Genomic DNA, 19,983 nt, shown 5'->3' on the forward strand with positions numbered 1-19,983 from the left:
CACGGTGCGCCGGACGCGCAGTGCCGTCAGAAGCACGGTGCGGCTAGAAGCGCGGAGTGGGCCGGGAGACGTCGGCCCGCGGCAGCGGCTCATCGGCCACCCCCGCGGCCGGCGCCGGGTGCCGGTCCGCCAGTGGCGCCACAGACGGTAGACCCCCGGTCTCACCGAGCACCACATGCCTCACAACTCGTTCAGCGGCCCGCCCGTCGTCGTACACGCAGAAGCGGTCTCGGAAGGCGGCGCGCAGCTGTGCGGAGCGCGAGCCGCGCCAGTGGCCGGTGGCGAAGATGTCGGTGAGCTCGTCCTCGCTGCGCGCGACAGCGCCCGGAGGGAACTCGCGCACGTCGAAGTAGGTGCCGCGGGCCGCCTCGTACGCCTCCCAGTCGGTGGCGTGCAGGACGACGGGGCGGTCGAGGTTGACGTAGTCGAACATCAGCGACGAGAAGTCGGTGACCAGGGCGTCGGAGGCCAGGCAGAGGGACTCGACGCTGGGATGGTCCGACACGTCGATCAGACGGTCCGAGGAGGGTGCGAGGGGCGCCCCGTAGGAGTGGTGGGCGCGGGTCAGGATGACGAACCGGGGGCCGAGACTGTGCAGCATCCGCCGCAGGTCGAGGGAGTGCAGCTGCGAGTGGCGGTAGTCGCGCAGGGTGGGCGCGTAGAGGATGGCGACGGCGCCCTTGGGGATGCCGAGGGACTCGCGCAGGCGGGCCACGTCGGCGGAGCTGGCCCGCTGGTAGATGTCGTTGCGCGGGTAGCCGTATTCGAGCGTGGTGAACGAGGCGGGGTAGACGCGCTCCCAGACCAGCGTGGAGTGGCGGTTCGCCGACAGGACGTAGTCCCACTTGTCGGCGCTTTGCAGGAGGGCGGCGAAGTCCATGCCCCGGGCGGCGGCGGGCCGGTCCTGGAGGTCGAGGCCCATGAGCTTCAGGGGTGTGCCGTGCTGGGTCTGGATCATGACCTGGCCGGGGCGTTTGACCAGCCTGCGGTCGAAGTTGACGTTGTTCACGAGGTACTTGGAGCGCGCGAGGGCACTCCAGTACGCGGCCGTGCCGGGGCGGAGCCTGCGGGTCGCCGTGGGCAGGGTGTGGTGGTGGACGGGGTCGGCGATCCACGCGGTGCGCACGTGCGGGGCGTGCTCGCGCAGCGCGGCCTCCAGGGCGCCGGGGTTGCAGCCGTAGCCGCGCCCCCAGTACGAGGAGAAGACCGCGCGGTCGGCGCGCAGCGGCAGACGCAGCTGGAGGCGGTAGTGCAGCTGCAGCACGGCGCCCTTGGCGCGGCGGCGGGTGGTCGCCGCGTACCGCTGGGCCCTGGCCCGCAGGCGCAGCGCCGTCCACAGGGTGCGGTAGGTGCGGTGCGTGCCCAGGCGTACGAGGCCGTGGCGCACCCGGGTGCTGGTGCGGGGGCGGGCGCCGGGGACGCGGTAGCGGCGGTAGTGGGTGCGGGCCTTGCGCAGGAACGCGGCGCGGCTGGCGCGCGGGAGGCGGTCGCGTTTGGTGAAGACCGTCGTGAGGTGGTCGACCATCCGCCGGAAGAGGATGGGCCGCCAGGCCGCGGAGAGTTCGGGGTGCTCGTCGAGGAACGCGAAGACCCGCTCGTACTGGTCGAAGATCTCGAAGTGCCTGCGGGTCGTGGTGCGCAGGATGCTGCCCCTGCGGCGCTGCAGGTAGTGCACGCAGACCCGGTCGAGGGTGGCGATCGAGTCCGCCTTCATCAGGACCGGGTAGGTCCAGGGAGTGTCCTCGTAGAGGCCGGGCGGGAAGGTGAAGCCCTCACGCTCGATGTAGTCGCGGCGGTAGGCCTTGTTCCAGGCGACCATCAGCAGGCGCAGCAGTCCTGGCCGGTCGATCAGCCGGAACGGGGCCTGGCCGTCCTCCTTGAGGAGGCCCGCGAACTGGTTGCGCACGGCATCGCCGGACCAGAACACGCGTGCGTAGTCGTAGATCAGGACGTCCGGTTCGTCGGTCTCCTTGAGGCGGTCGGAGATCGCGTGCAGGGCGTCCGGGGTGAGGGTGTCGTCGCCGTCGACGAAGACGAGGTAGTCGCCGGTGGCGCGCTCCATGCCCGCGTTGCGCGCCCGGCCCAGGCCGACGTTCTCCTTGAGGTGGACGGCCTTCACCCGGCTGTCACGCGCCGCGCACTCGTCGATCAGGGCGCCGCATGCGTCGGGGGATGCGTCGTCGACCACGATCAGCTCAAGATCCGTGAACGACTGTTCGAGGACGGATTCGAGGCATGCGTGCAGATAGGCCTGCACCTTGTACACGGGCACGATGACACTGAACCGGGGCAAGGCACATCCATGGGTCGGCGGGGGCATACTGCCCGCAAACGCCCAGGCCGCCGGCCGGGTTACGCCGTGTGAGGCATACGGGGGACGGACGCGAAGGAGGCGGCCCGGTGCCGGACCGCCTCGCTCGTCGAACGTATGTGCCCGTGCTGTTCGTGATCGGTTACTTCACCGCGCCCGCCATCACGCCGGACACGAACTGCCGCTGGAACGCGAAGAACACGGCGAGCGGGATCACCATCGAGATGAACGCGCCGGGCGCCAGGATCTGCACGTTGTCGCCGAAGGACCGCACCTGCTGCTGGAGCGCGACCGTGATCGGCGGTTTCTCGGAGTCGGCGAAGATCAGCGCGATCAGCATGTCGTTCCAGACCCAGAGGAACTGGAAGATGCCGAGCGAGGCGATCGCGGGCGCGCCGAGCGGCATCACGACCCGGAAGAAGAGCCGCAGTTCACCGGCCCCGTCCAGGCGTGCCGCCTCCAGGAGTTCGCGGGGGATCTCCGCGAAGAAGTTCCGCAGGAGGAAGATCGCGAACGGCAGCCCGAAGGCCACGTGGAAGACGACCACACCGATCGTCGTCTCGAAGATGCCGATCGCGCCGAAGATCTTCGACACCGGGAGCAGCGCCACCTGCACGGGCACCACGAGCAGCCCGACGACACCGAGGAACCACCAGTCGCGGCCCGGGAACTCCATCCACGCGAAGGCGTATCCGGCGAGCGAGCCGATGATCACGACGAGCAGGGTCGCCGGGACGGTGATCATGATGCTGGACAGGATCGAGTCGGTGATCGTCTCGTCCTTGAGGAGGTTCGTGTAGTTGTCCAGCGTCATCTGCGACGGCGTGCTGAAGACCTTCCACCAGCCGCTCTCCGCCATGTCCTGCGAGGTACGCAGCGAGCCGAGCAGCAGCCCGACCGTCGGCACCAGCCAGAACAGCGCGACGACGACGAGGAAGACGCGTACGGCGGTACCGCTCAGGACGCCGGCGATCCGCCCGCCGAGCGACTGCTTGGCCTTCACCACTTCGACCTGGGTGGTCATCGTCGTCCCTCCCGCCGAAGTCGCCGCATATTGAAGAGCATCACCGGGATCACGAGGAGGAAGAGCAGCACGGCGATCGCGCTCGCCACGCCCGAATCCTTGTCGAGGAACGCGGAGTTGTAGAGCTGGAGCGCCAGGACGTTCGCGTCGTCCTTCGAGGAGTTCGGCGCGATGATGAAGATCAGGTCGAAGATCTTCAGTACGTTGATCATGAGCGTGACCGCCACCACCGCGAGCACCGGCGCGAGGATCGGCACCGTGATCCGGCGGAACACCTGCCACTCGTTGGCGCCGTCCACCCGGGCGGCCTCCAGGAGTTCACGCGGGACGCTGGCGAGACCGGCCGCGATCAGGACCATCGCGAAGCCCACCCAGATCCACAGGTACGAGCCGATCACCGCGGGCGTGATGAGGGACGGGCCGAGCCAGTCCACGCCGTTGTACGGCTCGCGGAAGTTCGACGCGGGGAAGCGGAGCTGGGCCCCGTCGGCATCCTTGGGGAGCGCGAAGGTGCCGTCGGACGCGGCCTCGGCCGTGGCCACCACCTTGCCGTCCTTGACGGCCTCGATCTTGATGCCGGGGTAGCCGAACTCGGTCTTGTCCGGGGCGTTGATCTCGCCCCGGCCCTTGCCGCGGGTGAAGTCCTGCCAGGCCGTGCCGGTGACCTTGCCGGGTTCCGGCTTCGCGGCCGCGGCAGCCTTGGCGTCGTCCGGCATGTTGTCCGGCGCGACACCGGTCAGCGGCAGCGCCACCGGAGTGCCCGCGCTGACCGGCTTGCGGGTGATGAAGGCGCCGCCGGATGCCGGCTTGAGCGGTGACTCCGTACTGGGATGGGCCTGCGGGAAGGCGGACGACTCGGAGAAGGTGTCGTGCACCCCCACGAAGACGGCGTTGGCCACCCCCCGGTCCGGGTCCGACTCGTACACGAGCCGGAAGATGATGCCGGCCGCGAGCATCGAGATCGCCATCGGCATGAAGATGACCAGCTTGAACGCCGTGCCCCAGCGGATCCGCTCGGTCAGCACGGCGAAGATCAGGCCGAGACCGGTCGCGACCGTCGGGGCGACCACCACCCAGATCGCGTTGTTCTTGATCGCGGTGAGGATGGTGTCGTCGGTGAACAGGGTCTTGTAGTTGCCGAACGCCGTGAAGTCGCCCGACTTGTCGAAGAAGCTGCGGAAGACGGAGTACCCGATGGGGTACAGGACGAGCGCGCCGAGCAGGATCAGGGCGGGTGCCAGGAACAGCACCGCCACGCTCTTGCGGGTGCCGGTCACGCTCTTGCGCGGTTCTGGAGCCGGGGGCAGCGCCACGTTCGGCGTGCCCCCGGCGTTCGCGGACGCCACCGTGTCAGTCCTTGAAGGCCTTGGCGGCGGCCGTCTCCAGCGCCTTCTGCGTGCCCGCCACGTCCTTCGGGTTCTTCAGGAAGTCCTGCAGCGCCTTCCACTCACCCTTGCCGGGCGTGCCGCCGAAGGCCTGCGGGGCCTGGTCGGACATGTCGTAGCGGATGTCGTCGCCCGCCGCGATGAGCGCCTTGGCGATGCCGCGCTGCACGTCGTTCGGGTACGCCGACAGATCGAGGTTCTTGTTCGGCGAGACGAAGCCGCCCGCCTCCGCCCAGATCTTCGCCGAGTCCGGCGAGGCCAGGAAGGTCAGCAGCGCCTGGGCGCCCTTGTTGTCCTTCAGGGCCACGGCCGCGTCACCGCCGACGACCGCCGGGGACTCGTCCCCGACCGCCGGGAACGGGAACACCTTGGCGTCCGTGCCGATTTCGGCCTTCGTCTCCGAGATCGGCAGCGAGACCATGTCGCCCTCGAAGACCATGCCCGCCTTGGGCTGCTCGCCGCCGGTGAACGTCTGCTTCACGGAGGCGGGGAACTCGGTCTGCAGCGCCTTGTCGGCGCCGCCCGCGACGAAGCCCTTCTTGCCGAAGAGCTCGCCGAGCGTGGTCAGCGCCTCCTTCACGGAGGGGTCCGTCCACTTGATCTCGTGCTTGGCGAGCTGGTCGTACTTCTCCGGCCCCGCCTGGGAGAGATAGATGTTCTCGAACCAGTCGGTGAGGGTCCAGCCGTCGGCGCCCGCGACCGAGACCGGCGGTACGCCGGAGTCGTACACGGTCTGGGCCGTCTTCATGAAGTCGTCCCAGGTCTTCGCCTCCTTGGCGCCCGCGTTCTCGAAGACCTTCGTGTTGTACCAGACCAGGGACTTGTTGGCGGCCTTGAAGTACACGCCGTACTGCTTGCCGTCGACGGCCCCTAGGTCCTGCCAGCCCTGCGCGTAGTTCTTGTCGAGCTGCTTCTGCGCCTCGGGCCCGACCGGCTTGGCCCACTTGTTCTGCACGGCCTGGTCGATCGCGCCGACCTGCGGCAGCATCGCGACGTCCGGCGGCTGGCCGCCCGCGACCTTCGACTCCAGGAAGCTGATGATGGGGTCCTGGGCCGGTACGAAGGTGACCTTCGCCCCGGTCCGCTTCTCGAACTCGTCGAGAACCTTGAGGAAGACCTTGCGCTCCGAGCCGCCCCAGACGGCGGCGACGGAGACGGTCTGGCCGTCCAGCTTGGGCAGTTGGACCGCGGCGGCGCTCTCCTTGCCACCGCCCTTGTCCCCGCCGTCCTTGCCGCCGTCGTCGTCCCCGCCGCATGCGGTGACGGTGAGCACGAGCGTGCCCGCGACGACGGCCGCGGCGAATTTGGCTGTGGTACGCCGGTGTTGCGGTGCCTTGCGTGATCGAAGACTGCTGCGCATCACTGCCCCGTTTCTCTGCCCTGGCGAGTCCCGTGCGGTCTGTCTACGCCCGCGCGGGGAGGGGCGGCAAGAGCGCAAACAGTGTCAACCAGGTGATCGTGATGGCGTTGTGACGTGACGTCATGAGCCGTCGGGCCCCACGTGGTGCAGAGCTGAAGGAGAGGTGGTGGAGAACCGGCAGAACCAGCGGAACCGGCAAAGCCGGAGGAACCAGCGGAACTACAGGAGGGACGGCACCTGGTCGGCGGCGACGGATCGGGCGGCCCGCTCCAGCGCGCTGGCCAGGAGCGCCAAGTCCGTTGGCCCATTGCCCAGTTCACGCACCGGGCGGCGGGCCGGAGGGTCGCCCATCCGCTCCCACTCCAGCGGGACGACGGTGGGCCGCACCGTGGACGTACGGGGAATCCGTCCCGTGACCCGTCCCGCCTGGAAGGGGCTCACGCGCCCCTCGGCCGTACGCAGCTCGCCCCGCCCGGGGGCAGGCTCCTCCGGCCCCGGAGTGACGGCGTCCAGCACGATCCGCAGGGACGCGCGCCTCCCCAGCTCCGTCTCCGGGGTCCGCTCGCTGCGTGCGGTGGTGGCGATCAGGTGCACCCCGAGCCGCTCCCCGTCCCGGGCCACCGCTTCGAGCGCCCGCACGACGGACCCCGCGGCGGGACGCCCCGGCGATCCGAGTGCGGGCGAAAGCAGTGCGTCGAAGTCGTCGACGAGCACGACGAGCCGAGGCAGCGGAGGCCCCGGCTCGGTCCCTTTGCGGGCGGCGACGGGCCGCAGCCGCATCGTGGAACTCGGCGGCGGGTCGAGGTCGTCCGCGCCACCCCCGCCGTTCCCGGCGCTTCCCATGCTCCCGGTACTTCCCGCGCCTCCGGTGCTCCCGGCACCCATGCCGCCTGCGCCGCCCCCGCTGCCGGGAGGTGCCTGCGTGTGCCATTCGGCGAACCCGAGCCGCCCGAGGAGCTCGGCCCGGCGCTTCAGTTCGGCGGTCAGTGACTGGGCGAACTCCCGCATCCGGACAGGGTCGTTGGCGGCGAGATGCGTCGTGACGTGCGGCAGGTCCGTACAGACCGCGAGGCCTTCGACCAGCCGTACGTTCCCGCCGTTCGTTCCGTTGCCCCCGCTGCCCGTGGTGTCCCGTCCGTCGATCAGCACCATGCCGAGGCGGTCGGGGCGCTCCGCAGCGGCCAGCGAGGCGGCGATGGAGCGCAGCAGCTCCGTACGACCGCTGCCCGAAGGGCCCTCGGCCAGGATGTGCGGGCCCTCGGCGGCGAGGTCCACGACCACGGGCCCGCGCGGGCCCGCCCCGAGCACCGTCCAGGCCCGTCCGCCCAGCGCATCGGAATCGTCGGCGGCTGCCGCCCACCGGGCCATCAGGGAGGCGGGGGTGGCCCGGGCGAGGCCCAACTCGTCAAGGAGCCGGGCCATTTGGGGCAGTGGAGCGGACACGCGCGCGTGCCCGTCGCCGGGCGCCCCGTCCGTGCGGAAAGGCGCCAGCGCGCGGGAGAACCGCTCGGCCCAGGCCTGCGACACCGCGTCCACCGCGGCGACCGTGCCGTGCCCGGCAGGCCGGCCGTCGGCGGTGCGCAGCAGCCGCAGCGCCGTGGCCACGTCGCCGCTGAGCAGCGCGACGGCACCGCAGGCGCGGAAAGCGGGCGACACGGAGCAAGCGGCCTCGTACGTGGCCGACACCGGGGAGGCGGGTGACGCGGCGGGAGTCTCCGCCAGGCAGACGACATGGATCCCCGCGGTGGCTCCCTCCCGCGCCAGCCGCACCACGGCTTCGCGGAGCCCGGCGGACCCGGGGTCGCCGTCCACGACGACGACGGTGCGGGGCCCGGTGTCCGGGGCGTCTTCGGCGGTGCTGTCGAGAAGGGGGTCGAGAGGGCCGTCGAGAGCGGGTCCGGCCGCGGCGGCGGACGCCCGGTCCGCCATGTGGTCCTCCAGGCGCCGCAGCAGCTCTCCCGTGCGCGCGGCGGCCTGCTCGCGGTCGTACGCCAGGAGGAGGCGGCAGTCCTGGCCGTGCGTGGGCCGCAGGTGCGGGAGCCAGCCGAGCCAGGACCACTCGGCGGTGCGCTCCGGTGTGGGCCGCGCGCGGTCCGTGCTGAGCAGCACGATCTCCAGGGCGTCGGGGGAGTGCAGCGCCGCGAGCTGGGCCACGACGGCACGGGCGAGCCCCGTGAGCCGCTCGCGCGGTCCCGCCAGGCCCAGCGCGCCCGCCTCCCGCAGGCTGACCGTCACGGGGACGGCGGGCAGCAGGCCCCGCTCGCCCGGGGTCGCGCGGTCCAGCGTGCCGAGCCGGACCGCGAGCGCCTCGGGGTGGCCGGGGCCGCGCTCCCAGAGCCGGGGGCCCGGACCGAGCGCCGTGAGCAGCAGGGCCGCGGGGTCGGGCCAGGACTCCGGGGTCCGCGCGGCGGCGGCCACCGCGAGGTCCTCCGGGGTGGGGGCCGGGGGCTCCGGGGGCGCGACGTCGCTCCCCGTGCCGTACCCGTCGTCCTCGTGGTCCGCCGGTCCGTACTCGTCGTCGCGTGCGCCCGTCAGCCGCCGGGCCCAGGCCGAGAGGCCGCCCCGCTTGCGGAGCGCGCGCGGCACGGTCGTCCCGCGCGCGGGGGTGCCGATACGGGTGCTCTCGGCGTCCGGGGCGCCGCCCTGCTGCGGCACGAGCGGCACATCGGTGAGGGATGTCCTGCCGTGCGCCCCGCCCTGGCCGTCCTCGCCCGCCGCGCCCCAGCTCGCGGAGCCGTACGCGTGGTGGGTGCCGTCGGAGGGCGTGCGGCCCGCTTCCGGGGGCGCGCTCCGGGGGGCGTCGGCGCTCGCCGCGACCCGTACGCGCACATGTCCCTCGCCGTCCGGGGCCGTCGGCAACGCGCCGCCCGTCCCGTCCCCGGTGGTGAACCGCAGCGCGGACTCGCCGAGGCGCAGCAGGGAGCCGGGGGTGAGGCGCACCGGGCGGTCGGTGATCTCGCGGCCGTCCACCGTCGTGCCGTTCGTGGAGCCCAGGTCCGTGACGGTGACCTGGCCGTCCGGGGTGAGCGTCACCGCGCAGTGCAGCCGCGACACGTCCGGGTCGTCCAGCGGGACGTCCGCGTCCGCCGAACGGCCGACGCGGATCTGGCCGCCGTGCAGGAGGTGCACACCGCCCGCGTCGGGGCCCGCGACCACGTGCAACTGGGCGGCGGCTCCCGCGAGTTCGGGTCCGGGCTCGGCGGGGGAGCCGAGCGAGAGCACCGCTCCGTCTATCAGCGGGGGCTCCCCGAGGGTGCAGCGCTGGGCGTCGAGGCGCTCCGACTCCGCGTACAGGACGACGGGTCCTTCGCCGCCCGCGACGGCGGCGGCCAGGCCGGAGGCGACGGTGGCCAGAGCGGTCCCCGCGGGGGCGGTGACCAGCACGTCACAGGCGCCGCGCGGCACGACTGGGTGGCCATGGGGCTCGGCGGTCTGGCCGCTGCGCGGCCCGAGGACGGTCAGCCGGATCTGCATCGCCGTCAGCGGTCCCTTCTGCCCTTGCCGCCGGGCACGGGGACTCGCGCTGTGATTCCCCCCACCGCACACGGCCACATCGGCCAGTAACAAGAAAGCATCCTCGCACCTGCCACTGACAACACGCCCGGCGGCCACCCGTAAGTGATCTTGATTGGTCGGCTCTGCTCGGAAAAGTGCCTGCTTGGACCGATGCGATCGCCGGTGGCCCCCTCGTGACGAAGGTCAATTCGACGGCATCCGGCAACCAACGGCTCCCATGGGGCGTCTTTCCACCGAACAGCTGTCCAGTCACCCCGGCGGCCTGGTCGGAATGTGACCCGGCGGTGCCCCGTTCGGCGGCACTACAGTGGGTCGGAACACCCTCCGGCGGGTAGCCGGGTCCGGACAGACCAGCCAGATCAGCAGGGAGCGCATGACGTGCGGCCGGTAGGCAGCAAGTACCTGCTCGAGGAGCCGCTCGGGCGCGGCGCCACGGGCACCGTCTGGCGAGCCCGCCAGCGCGAGACCGCGGGTGCCGAGGCGGCCGTTGCCGGCCAGCCCGGCGAGACCGTCGCGATCAAGGTCCTCAAGGAGGAGCTCGCCAACGACGCGGACATCGTGATGCGGTTCCTCCGCGAGCGATCCGTCCTGCTCAGGCTCACGCACCCGAACATCGTGCGGACCCGTGACCTGGTCGTCGAGGGCGAGCTCCTGGCCCTCGTCATGGACCTGGTGGAGGGCCCCGACCTGCACCGGTACCTCCGCGAGAACGGCCCGTTCACGCCGGTCGGGGCGGCCCTCATGACCGCCCAGATCGCCGACGCGCTCGCCGCGAGTCACGCGGACGGCGTCGTGCACCGGGACCTGAAGCCCGCGAACGTCCTGCTCAAGCAGGAGGCGGACGGGTCGATGCACCCGATGCTCACCGACTTCGGCATCGCGCGCCTCGCCGACTCCCCGGGCCTGACCCGCACCCACGAATTCGTCGGCACGCCCGCATACGTGGCGCCCGAGTCCGCCGAGGGCCGCCCGCAGACCAGCGCGGTCGACATCTACGGCGCGGGCATCCTCCTCTACGAGCTCGTCACCGGAAGCCCGCCGTTCGGCGGCGGCTCGGCCCTCGAGGTCCTGCACCAGCACCTGAGCGCCGAACCGCGCCGCCCCTCGACGGTCCCGGACCCGCTGTGGACGGTCATAGAGCGGTGCCTCAGCAAGAACCCCGACCACCGCCCCAGCGCCGAGAACCTCGCGCGCGGCCTGCGGGCCGTCGCGGACGGCGTGGGCGTGCACGCGTCCAGCGCGCAGATCGCCGCGGCCGAGGGCGTGGGCGCCCTCCTGATGCCCGACCCGGACCCCGCCATGGTGCCGGGGACGGCCGGAGCCGCCGACCCCACCCAGGTCCTCCCGAACAACGCCGGGTCGTACGACCCGAACGCGGCGACGAGCGTCATGCAGAACACCGGCTCCGGTGACGCGGACCCGACCTCGGTGCTCCCCGGCGGCAGCCGCGGCGCGGCCGACCCGACGGCCGTCATGCCGCCGGTGCCGCCGAACCAGCCCGGTTACGACCCGAACGACCCGCACCCCTGGCAGAACCAGATGCGGGCGGCCCGAGACCGCAACGAACAGACGCAGGTCCAGTCGTACCTGGACCCGAACGACGACCCGTTGCGCCGCCGCCGTCCCCAGCGCCAGGTGCAGCAGCCGCAGCAGCAACAGCGCCCCCAGCAGTACGCGCCGCAGCAGCAGCGTCAGCAGCCCCAGCAGCGGCAGCAGTACGCCCCGCAGCCCCAGCAGCAGCAGTACGCGCCGCCGCAGCAGACGCCTCCCCAGCAGCCGCCCGCGGGACGGCCGCCGCGTGAGCCCAGGCAGCCCCGGCAGCGCAGCTCGAACCCGATGAAGATCCCGGGTCTCGGCTGCCTCAAGGGATGCCTCTTCACGCTGATCATCCTCTTCGTGGCGAGCTGGCTCGTCTGGGAGCTGAGCCCGCTCCAGGAGTGGATCGGCACGACGAAGGGGTACTGGGCCCAGCTCGGCGAGTGGTACGACACGGTCTCCGGCTGGATGGGGAAGGTGAGCGGCAACTAGCCGCTCTGGAGATTTGTCGACACCTGCGGGGTGATTTCTGCTCCTGGAGTGAAGGTTGGCGTCGAGGCCGCGTAGTTTTGTCGCCAACACGCATCCGTAGGAGCAGTCTTGGCACGCAAGATCGGCAGCCGGTACACCGCCCACCAGATCCTTGGTCGGGGCAGCGCCGGCACGGTGTGGCTCGGCGAGGGACCCGAGGGTCCCGTCGCCATCAAGCTGCTGCGCGAGGACCTGGCGTCCGACCAGGAACTGGTCGGCCGCTTCGTCCAGGAGCGCACGGCCCTGCTCAGCCTCGACCACGCGCGCGTGGTGGGCGTCCACGACCTGGTGGTCGACGGGAACGACCTCGCCCTGGTCATGGACCTCGTCCGCGGCACGGACCTGCGCACCCGCCTCGACCGTGAGCGCCGCCTCGCCCCGGAGGCGGCGGTGGCGATCGTGGCGGACGTGGCGGACGGCCTCGCGGCGGCGCACGCGGCGGGGATCGTGCACCGTGACGTGAAGCCGGAGAACGTCCTGCTCGACATGCAGGGACCGCTGGGGCCCGGCGGCTCGCACCCCGCCCTGCTCACGGACTTCGGCGTCGCCAAGCTGATCGACTCCCCGCGCAGGACCCGTGCCACGAAGATCATCGGTACGCCGGACTACCTCGCCCCCGAGATCATCGAGGGCCTGCCGCCGCGCGCGGCCGTCGACATCTACGCCCTCGCGACGGTCCTGTACGAGCTCCTGGCGGGCTTCACCCCGTTCGGCGGCGGCCACCCCGGGGCGGTCCTGCGCCGCCACGTGACGGAAACGGTCGTGCCGCTCCCCGGCATCCCGGACGAGCTCTGGCAGCTGATGGTCCAGTGCCTCGCCAAGGCCCCGGCGTCCCGGCTGCGCGCCTCGGAGCTCGCGGCACGGCTGCGGGAGCTGCAGTCGCTGGTGGCCGGGATGCCGCCGCTGGACGTGGACGAGCCGGACACGGAGCCGCTGCCGGAAGAGGCGGAGGAGGAGCCTGCGCCGGAGCCGTCCCCCGGCACCCCACGCCGTGGCGCGGTCCCCCTCGTCCCCGGGTCGTCCCCCGACTCGAACCGGGACACCCACACCTCCATGCGCGTCCCGGGCCCGGACGAGCTCGCCGGGGGCGCCCGCGGCACGGCCCGCGCCCCGCGCGCGTCCGGTGCGGCCCGCCCCGGCTCGGCCCGCCACCGCGCGTCGGCCCGCCGCCGCAGGATCACGCTCGGCGTGGCGGGAGCGGTCCTGGTGGCCGCGGCGGGCATCGGCACCTGGGTGGCCACGAACGGCGACGACGCCGACGCGAAGCCCCAGGACACCCGTAACTCCTCCCCTTCGGCGCCGTAGCCGGGGGCCGGAGGCGGCCGTTCAGGCCGCTGGGCGGAGGGCCGGCAGGGCCACCGGCGCGCGTGGTGGGGTACGCCCGCAGGCCAGGAGGGCAGACCCCTTGCCCCCAGCCGTTAGGCTGGACCCGTGGCAGTCGTCGATGTATCCGAAGAGCTCAAGTCCCTCTCCTCGACCATGGAGTCGATCGAGGCCGTCCTGGACCTCGACAAGCTGAGGGCAGACATCGCCGTGCTCGAGGAGCAGGCGGCCGCGCCGTCCCTGTGGGACGACCCGGATGCGGCACAGAAGATCACCAGCAAGCTGAGCCACCTCCAGGCGGAGGTACGGAAGGCCGAGGCCCTGCGCGGGCGTATCGACGACCTCAGCGTGCTCTTCGAGATGGCCGAGGAGGAGGACGACCCGGACACCCGCGCCGAGGCCGAGACCGAGCTCACGGCCGTCAAGAAGGCGCTGGACGAGATGGAGGTCCGCACCCTCCTCTCCGGTGAGTACGACGCCCGTGAGGCGCTCGTCACCATCCGCGCGGAGGCCGGCGGCGTGGACGCCTCCGACTTCGCCGAGAAGCTGCAGCGCATGTACCTCCGCTGGGCCGAGCGCCACGGCTACAAGACGGAGCTCTACGAGACCTCGTACGCGGAAGAGGCCGGCATCAAGTCGACCACCTTCGCCGTCCAGGTCCCGTACGCGTACGGGACGCTCTCGGTCGAGCAGGGCACGCACCGTCTCGTCCGCATCTCGCCCTTCGACAACCAGGGCCGTCGCCAGACCTCCTTCGCCGGAGTCGAGATCCTCCCGGTCGTCGAGCAGACCGACCACATCGAGATCGACGAGTCCGAGCTCCGCATCGACGTCTACCGCTCGTCGGGCCCCGGCGGCCAGGGCGTCAACACGACCGACTCCGCGGTCCGCCTGACGCACCTCCCCACCGGCATCGTCGTCTCCTGTCAGAACGAGCGCTCGCAGATCCAGAACAAGGCGAGCGCGATGAACGTCCTCCAGGCCAAGCTCCTTGAGCGCCGCCGCCAGGAGGAGCAGGCGAAGATGAACGCCCTCAAGGGGGACGGCGGCAACTCCTGGGGCAACCAGATGCGTTCGTACGTCCTGCACCCGTACCAAATGGTCAAGGACCTGCGGACGGAGTGCGAGGTCGGTAACCCCGAGTCCGTTTTCAACGGCGAGATCGACGGTTTTCTCGAAGCGGGAATTCGCTGGCGCAAGCAGCAGGAGAAGTAAGCGCCGCTTTATCGACAAGGCAACTGCCGCCCACGAGGCGGCAGTTGCCTTTTACGTCACAGTCACATCTCCGTACGCCAGTCAACTGCTGCTATTTCAGACATCGCGCACGCAACGACCTTGACGTTGCTGTGGAAACTGGAAAGGCTAGCGAGCGGCATGCGTATCTCTGGGGCGCGTGTGATCTGTGGGGGGCGGATTCAGCGCTCCTGACGAACGCGGACCCGGACGCTGCCTCACTGACGATTCAGCTACTGGGGGTAGCAGCCAGATGACCAAGAAGACGCGGATCCGCGTTGCACGTATAGCGGCCGGTGCGGTGATCGCCGCCGGTGCGTCGCTGACCGCCGCGGGTGCCGCCTCGGCCCTCGACGTCGGTGTCGACCTCGGCGGTGCCAGCGCCAGCGCCAGCGCCGACGAGAACGGCATCGGGGTCGACGTCGGCATCGGCGACGACGAGCCGACCGACGACCCCACCGAGCCGACGGCGATTCCGACGGAGCCCACCGAGGAGCCCACGGAGCCGACCGAGGAGCCCACCGAGCCCACGGAGGAGCCGACCGAGCCCACCGAGGAGCCCACGGACCCCACCACGCCTCCCACGTCGGACCCGACGGACCCGAGCGAGCCCACCGAGGGCCCGAGCGACCCCGGTAACGGCAACGGCACGGGTGGCAACGGCACCGGTGGCAACGACAACGACCCCGACGGCGGCGCCAACCCCGTCGAGCAGGGCAAGGGCAAGGACAGCCTGACCGACACGGGCTCCGCCCCGGTCGAGCAGGGTGACAAGGCCGACAAGGGCGAGCTCGCCGAGACGGGCGCAGCCGAGACCACGTTCCTGCTGATCGGCGCCGCGACGATGATCGCCGGCGGCATCGGCTTCCGTATCCTGCCGCGCTTCGTCGGCAACCGCGGTGCCGCTGCCTGATAAAAGGCACCGTGCGCGACATGACACGCACGACATGACAGAAGGGCCCGGAGCAGCCAGCTCCGGGCCCTTCTGGTGTCCTGGCACGCGCCTCGTGGCGCGCTAAGCGGTCTGGTGCGCCAGCAGGGCCACCGCTGCGATCAGCACGACGAGCACCCCTATCAGGGCCGCAGGGCTGAGGCCGCCGAAGGGACCCTCCTGCTGCATGCGCTCGCGATTGGCCCGGCACACGGGGCAGCGGCCTTCACTCACGGGCGCCGCGCAGTTCGCGCACACCAACCTGTCATAGGTCATGCGCTCCTCCTCCCGCACAGTCACAGCCTGCCCAACGCTAGGGGGAACTCAACCGTTCCCCCTACCACTGTGCCAGCTTCCACGAATTTCGGCGCGGCCCGCCCGTCCTCGTCGGTTTCCGACTGTTACGTTCCGTGGTATATCCGCGACAATTCGCGCAACTCAGGACGCTGACTGCGCTCGCGTACCGGGTTCGCGTATGGTCACGCTCACCTACCCCCGGCGACCCGTGGTGCATCCGTGATCCGATTCGACAACGTCTCCAAGGCCTACCCCAAGCAGACCCGGCCCGCCCTCCGGGATGTCTCTCTGGAGATCGAGAAGGGCGAGTTCGTCTTCCTGGTCGGCTCCTCCGGCTCCGGAAAGTCCACCTTCCTGCGGCTCGTGCTCCGTGAGGAGCGCACCAGCCACGGCCAGGTGCACGTCCTCGGCAAGGACCTCGCGCGCCTCTCCAACTTCAAGGTGCCGCACATGCGGCGCCAGTTGGGCACCGTCTTCCAGGACTTCCGGCTCCTTCCGAACAAGACCGTCGGCGAGAACGTCGCCTTCGCGCAGGAAGTCATCGGCAAGTCCCGCGGCGAGATCCGCAAGTCCGTGCCCCAGGTCCTCGACCTCGTCGGTCTCGGCGGCAAGGAGGACCGGATGCCCGGCGAGCTCTCCGGTGGTGAGCAGCAGCGGGTGGCGATCGCGCGAGCCTTCGTCAACCGCCCGAAGCTCCTCATCGCGGACGAGCCGACCGGCAACCTCGACCCGCAGACGTCGGTCGGCATCATGAAGCTGCTCGACCGGATCAACCGCACGGGCACGACCGTCGTCATGGCGACCCACGACCAGCAGATCGTGGACCAGATGCGCAAGCGGGTCATCGAGCTGGAGAAGGGCCGTCTCGTCCGCGACCAGTCGCGCGGCGTCTACGGCTACCAGCACTGAAGACCCGTACTGATCCACTGCACTGATCCACTGAAAGGGAGCCATGCGCGCCCAGTTCGTCCTGTCGGAGATCGGCGTCGGCCTCCGCCGTAATCTCACGATGACTTTCGCCGTCATCGTCTCCGTAGCGCTCTCGCTCGCCCTCTTCGGGGCCTCGCTCCTCATGAGCGACCAGGTGAGCACGATGAAGGGCTTCTGGTACGACAAGGTCAACGTCTCGATCTTCCTGTGCAACAAGGGGGACGCCGAGCAGGACCCCGGGTGCGCCAAGGGCGCCGTCACGAACGAGCAGAAGGAACAGATCCGCACGGATCTGAAGAAGATGCCCGTCGTCGACACGGTCCAGTACGAGACGGCCGACCAGGCGTACAAGCACTACAAGGAGCAGTTTGGCGACTCCCCGCTGTCCAGCTCCCTCACCCCGGACCAGATGCAGGAGTCGTTCCGGGTCAAGCTGAAGAACCCGGAGAAGTACCAGGTCGTCAACACCGCGTTCAGCGGGCGGCCGGGCGTGCAGAGCGTGACGGATCAGCGCAGCGTCCTGGACAACCTCTTCAACCTCCTGAACGGCATGCGGTACGCGGCGCTCGGCGTCATGGGGCTCATGCTGGTCGTCGCGTTGATGCTGATCGTCAACACGGTGCGCGTATCGGCCTTCAGCCGACGCCGCGAGACCGGCATCATGCGCCTGGTCGGGGCGTCCAGCTTCTACATCCAGGTGCCCTTCGTCATGGAGGCCGCGATCGCCGGTCTGATCGGCGGCGCCTTTGCCTGCGTGCTGCTGGTCGCCGGCAAGTACTTCCTCATCAACAACTGGCTCGTCGACAAGATCGACATGGTCAACTTCATCGGCTGGGACGCGGTCCTGGGCAAGTTGCCGCTGGTGCTTACGGTCAGCTTCCTCATGCCGGCGTTCGCGGGCTTCTTCGCCCTGCGCAAGTACCTGAAGGTCTGACCCGGTGAAGGTCTGACCCCGTAGCCGGATTTGACGCGCCGAACCCTCCTGAACGAAGATCAATTCGCCTTTGACCAGGGCTTATTGACAAGAAAATCGGGAGGGTTCTGTCGTGCGTATGCGACGTTTCGAGGGTGGCCGTACGGCCAGGGGGACGCGGGGGATCCGGACGGCGGTGCTCGGCGTGGTGCTGTCCGCCGCCGTGGTGGCCGCGGGGACGCCCGCACAGGCCGCGGTGACGGAGGCCAGGCCCGCGCGCGCGGAGGTGGCCGCCGAGCTGCCCGCGCAGCCGGTCACGCCGCAGGGAGCGGAGCCGCGTGCGGCGCGTGGCAGCCAGTACGGCTACCACTTCGAGTACTACGTCTCCCGGCGCACCGCGACGGCCCAGGTGTCGTTCCGGAAGATGAACCGGATCATGAACTCGGTGTTCCCGATCCCGGGGATGCCGAAGACGGTCAAGAAGGGGCAGAAGATCTGCCTCAAGGGCGGCGGTCGCTGCAACCCGGTGCGCGTGACGAAGGTGGGGAAGACCTACTTCGTACTGAAGTCCCTCCCCGGTCACCTTGAGGGCGCGGGCAAGGTGATCACCTTCACCCTGAAGAAGAAGAGCGGCGGCAGGCTCTACCTGGACGTGCGGGCCAAGGGGCCGAAGACCGTGTGGCAGCGGCACCCGCTGGGCGGCGGCGCGAACAAGCTGTTCGCCAAGACCATGTGGGGGATGTACGCGACCAACCTCAGCAGTGCCGCTCAGTACAACCTGATCTGATCAGACCCGATCCGATCGGCAAGGGCGTGCTTCGTGAAGCCGGGCGTGTGCTCCGGGGTGTGAGGTATGTCCGGGGCGCTGTACGGTTCAACCGACCGTACGGCGCCCTTCGTTGTCCTAGACTCACCGGCATGTCAGGCCCCGACCGGTTCTGCGACCGGCTCTCCCGGCCCCGCCGCATCCGCCGCGGGGCGACCCTGACATTGGTGTTCGCGAGCGTCCTCGCCACCGGTGCGGCCACCGGATCCTGGAGCGAGGCGACCGGCGAAGGCCGGAAGTCGCCTGCCCCGGCCACCCGTTCCGTCGCCCTGTCCGGTGACGCCGCCGACGAAGCCGCGGATGCCGCGGCCGAGGCGATGGCCGACGGCAAGTCCGGCAAGAAGGCCGCCGAGGAGGCCGTCAGCCGCAGCGGTGACCGCTGGGGATCGGTCTACTCCCCCGGGGAGTACCAGGAGTTCGAGCAGGCCCTCGACGGCGCGTACACCGGCGTCGGCCTCTGGGCCAGGCGCGCGGAGGACGGGCGCATCGAGGTCTCCCGGGTCCAGCGCGGCGGTCCCGCCGAACAGGCAGGCATCCGCGAGGGCGATCAGCTCAACAGCATCGACGGCAAGCGCGTGGCGGGACTTCCCGTCACCGAGGTCGTGTCCCTGCTGCGCGGTGCCCGCGCAGGCACCCCGGTCGAGCTCGGCCTGGAGCGGGGCACGCGCGCGTGGAGCGAGACGTTGCACCGGGCCCGCCTCTCCACGGACTCCGTCACGGTCACACAGCTCGCGGGCGGCGCCGTCATGATCAAGGTCGAGGCCTTCACCAAGGGGACGGGCGAGCGCGTACGGTCCGCGGTGCGCAAGGCACCCAAGGGCGCCGGAATCCTGCTCGACCTGCGCGGCAACTCCGGGGGCCTGGTGACGGAGGCGGTCACGGCGGCATCGGGTCTCGTCGACGGCGGCCTGGTCGCCACGTATGACGTACGCGGCCGGCAGAAGGCCCTGCACGCCGAGCGGGGCGGGGACACCACCCGGCCCGTGGTCGCGCTGGTCGACGGCGGCACGATGAGCGCCGCCGAGCTGCTCACGGGCGCCTTGCAGGACCGGGGCCGCGCGGTCGTGGTGGGCTCGAAGACCTTCGGCAAGGGCTCGGTCCAGATGCCGAGCCGGCTGCCCGACGGCTCGGTCGCCGAGCTGACGGTCGGGCACTACCGCACTCCTTCGGGGCAGGCGGTCGACGGCCGGGGCATCACCCCGGACCTGGAGGTCGAGGACGGGGCCGAGACGCGGGCCGAGACAGTATTGACTGGCCTCGGACCCCCCTCGTAGTGCGAAAATGGCCGCACTATGGCCAAGGAAAAGGTAAAGCGCAAGGCCGCGAAGGCCGCTGAGAAGGCCCCTGCCCGGAAGATGGTCGCGCAGAACAAGAAGGCGCGGCACGACTACCACATCATTGACACGTACGAGTGCGGCCTGGTGCTCATGGGCACCGAGGTCAAGTCGCTGCGGATGGGCCGGGCCTCCCTGGTGGACGGCTTCGTGCACATCGACAACGGCGAGGCGTGGCTGCACAACATCCACGTCCCGGAGTACGTGCAGGGCACCTGGACGAACCACTCCGCCACGCGGAAGCGCAAGCTCCTGCTGCACCGGGCGGAGATCGACAAGCTGGACTCCAAGTCGCAGGAGACGGGTCACACGATCGTGCCCCTGGCGCTGTACTTCAAGGACAGCCGGGTCAAGGTCGAGATCGCGCTCGCGAAGGGCAAGAAGGAGTACGACAAGCGTCAGACGCTCAAGGAGAAGCAGGACCTGCGTGAGACGAACCGCGCGGTCGCGGAGGTCAAGAAGCGTCAGCGCAGCGCCTAGCCCCCGGAGCCCGGACGGGCGCCGCGGGAATTGGCTGGCCCCGTCGGGCGTTG

General features: G+C 70.7%; 15 protein-coding genes. 9 read left to right on the plus strand and 6 right to left on the minus strand.

Features of this window, described 5'->3' with window-relative positions:
• Window positions 1–43: 43 nt before the first annotated feature.
• From OG302_RS25580 to OG302_RS25600, 5 genes are all read right to left on the minus strand, one after another.
• The gene (locus tag OG302_RS25580; RefSeq protein WP_371528913.1) at window positions 44–2,293 is read right to left on the minus strand and encodes a CDP-glycerol glycerophosphotransferase family protein; all 2,250 of its coding nucleotides are present in this window, start codon (window positions 2,291–2,293) and stop codon (window positions 44–46) included.
• Window positions 2,294–2,453: 160 nt separating this feature from the next.
• The gene (locus tag OG302_RS25585) at window positions 2,454–3,335 is read right to left on the minus strand and encodes a carbohydrate ABC transporter permease (RefSeq protein ID WP_371528914.1); all 882 of its coding nucleotides are present in this window, start codon (window positions 3,333–3,335) and stop codon (window positions 2,454–2,456) included.
• Complete coding sequence (locus tag OG302_RS25590; RefSeq protein ID WP_371750229.1) at window positions 3,332–4,612, minus strand: carbohydrate ABC transporter permease; 1,281 nt, start codon at window positions 4,610–4,612, stop codon at window positions 3,332–3,334. Before OG302_RS25590 ends, OG302_RS25585 begins: the two co-directional genes overlap by 4 nt.
• Before the next feature lie 73 nt (window positions 4,613–4,685).
• Entirely contained in the window at window positions 4,686–6,080 is a 1,395-nt protein-coding gene (locus OG302_RS25595) for an ABC transporter substrate-binding protein (protein WP_371528915.1), read from the minus strand.
• Window positions 6,081–6,299: 219 nt separating this feature from the next.
• Window positions 6,300–9,554: an FHA domain-containing protein gene (locus OG302_RS25600; RefSeq protein ID WP_371528916.1), complete on the minus strand. Its 3,255-nt coding sequence runs from the start codon at window positions 9,552–9,554 to the stop codon at window positions 6,300–6,302.
• Between the two features lie 420 nt (window positions 9,555–9,974).
• On the opposite strand from OG302_RS25600, the gene OG302_RS25605 reads away from it, so the two are divergent.
• The 4 genes from OG302_RS25605 to OG302_RS25620 all read left to right on the plus strand — a co-directional run bounded on the left by OG302_RS25605 (window position 9,975) and on the right by OG302_RS25620 (window position 15,132).
• Window positions 9,975–11,624: a serine/threonine-protein kinase gene (locus tag OG302_RS25605; protein ID WP_371528917.1), complete on the plus strand. Its 1,650-nt coding sequence runs from the start codon at window positions 9,975–9,977 to the stop codon at window positions 11,622–11,624.
• Window positions 11,625–11,732: 108 nt separating this feature from the next.
• Complete coding sequence (locus OG302_RS25610; RefSeq protein ID WP_371528918.1) at window positions 11,733–12,968, plus strand: serine/threonine-protein kinase; 1,236 nt, start codon at window positions 11,733–11,735, stop codon at window positions 12,966–12,968.
• 126 nt (window positions 12,969–13,094) lie between these two features.
• Window positions 13,095–14,201, plus strand: coding sequence for a peptide chain release factor 2 (gene prfB, locus OG302_RS25615; protein ID WP_371528919.1), 1,107 nt, complete (start codon window positions 13,095–13,097; stop codon window positions 14,199–14,201).
• Window positions 14,202–14,472: 271 nt separating this feature from the next.
• Entirely contained in the window at window positions 14,473–15,132 is a 660-nt protein-coding gene (locus OG302_RS25620) for a hypothetical protein (RefSeq protein WP_371528920.1), read from the plus strand.
• A gap of 102 nt (window positions 15,133–15,234) precedes the next feature.
• On the opposite strand, the gene OG302_RS25625 is transcribed toward OG302_RS25620, so the two are convergent.
• On the minus strand, window positions 15,235–15,426 hold the full coding sequence (locus tag OG302_RS25625; protein ID WP_361186803.1) for a hypothetical protein: 192 nt from the start codon (window positions 15,424–15,426) through the stop codon (window positions 15,235–15,237).
• A gap of 240 nt (window positions 15,427–15,666) precedes the next feature.
• Between OG302_RS25625 and ftsE the strand changes: the two genes are divergently transcribed.
• From ftsE to smpB, 5 genes are all read left to right on the plus strand, one after another.
• Window positions 15,667–16,356 carry a cell division ATP-binding protein FtsE gene (gene ftsE, locus OG302_RS25630; protein ID WP_030788113.1) on the plus strand — a complete coding sequence of 230 codons (690 nt, stop codon included), beginning with the start codon at window positions 15,667–15,669 and terminating at the stop codon, window positions 16,354–16,356.
• Between the two features lie 43 nt (window positions 16,357–16,399).
• Complete coding sequence (ftsX, locus tag OG302_RS25635; RefSeq protein ID WP_361836638.1) at window positions 16,400–17,311, plus strand: permease-like cell division protein FtsX; 912 nt, start codon at window positions 16,400–16,402, stop codon at window positions 17,309–17,311.
• A 112-nt stretch (window positions 17,312–17,423) separates the two neighbouring features.
• Entirely contained in the window at window positions 17,424–18,077 is a 654-nt protein-coding gene (locus OG302_RS25640) for a hypothetical protein (RefSeq protein ID WP_371528921.1), read from the plus strand.
• Between the two features lie 131 nt (window positions 18,078–18,208).
• On the plus strand, window positions 18,209–19,390 hold the full coding sequence (locus OG302_RS25645) for a S41 family peptidase (protein WP_371528922.1): 1,182 nt from the start codon (window positions 18,209–18,211) through the stop codon (window positions 19,388–19,390).
• Window positions 19,391–19,408: 18 nt separating this feature from the next.
• A complete protein-coding gene (smpB, locus tag OG302_RS25650; RefSeq protein ID WP_361836630.1) occupies window positions 19,409–19,930 on the plus strand; it encodes an SsrA-binding protein SmpB in 522 nt (173 codons plus the stop codon).
• The last annotated feature ends 53 nt before the right edge of the window (window positions 19,931–19,983 follow it).

This window comes from Streptomyces sp. NBC_01283, assembly GCF_041435335.1.
In the GTDB taxonomy this organism is placed as follows: domain Bacteria; phylum Actinomycetota; class Actinomycetes; order Streptomycetales; family Streptomycetaceae; genus Streptomyces.

Bases quoted from the DNA above. Each gene is read 5' to 3' on its own strand.
- smpB (WP_361836630.1), top strand. From the start codon at position 19,409: ATGGCCAAGGAAAAGGTAAAGCGCAAGGCCGCGAAGGCCGCTGAGAAG.
- OG302_RS25645 (WP_371528922.1), top strand. From the start codon at position 18,209: ATGTCAGGCCCCGACCGGTTCTGCGACCGGCTCTCCCGGCCCCGCCGC.
- OG302_RS25595 (WP_371528915.1), bottom strand. From the start codon at position 6,080: ATGCGCAGCAGTCTTCGATCACGCAAGGCACCGCAACACCGGCGTACC.
- OG302_RS25620 (WP_371528920.1), top strand. From the start codon at position 14,473: ATGACCAAGAAGACGCGGATCCGCGTTGCACGTATAGCGGCCGGTGCG.
- OG302_RS25600 (WP_371528916.1), bottom strand. From the start codon at position 9,554: ATGCAGATCCGGCTGACCGTCCTCGGGCCGCGCAGCGGCCAGACCGCC.
- OG302_RS25625 (WP_361186803.1), bottom strand. From the start codon at position 15,426: ATGACCTATGACAGGTTGGTGTGCGCGAACTGCGCGGCGCCCGTGAGT.
- OG302_RS25585 (WP_371528914.1), bottom strand. From the start codon at position 3,335: ATGACCACCCAGGTCGAAGTGGTGAAGGCCAAGCAGTCGCTCGGCGGG.
- ftsX (WP_361836638.1), top strand. From the start codon at position 16,400: ATGCGCGCCCAGTTCGTCCTGTCGGAGATCGGCGTCGGCCTCCGCCGT.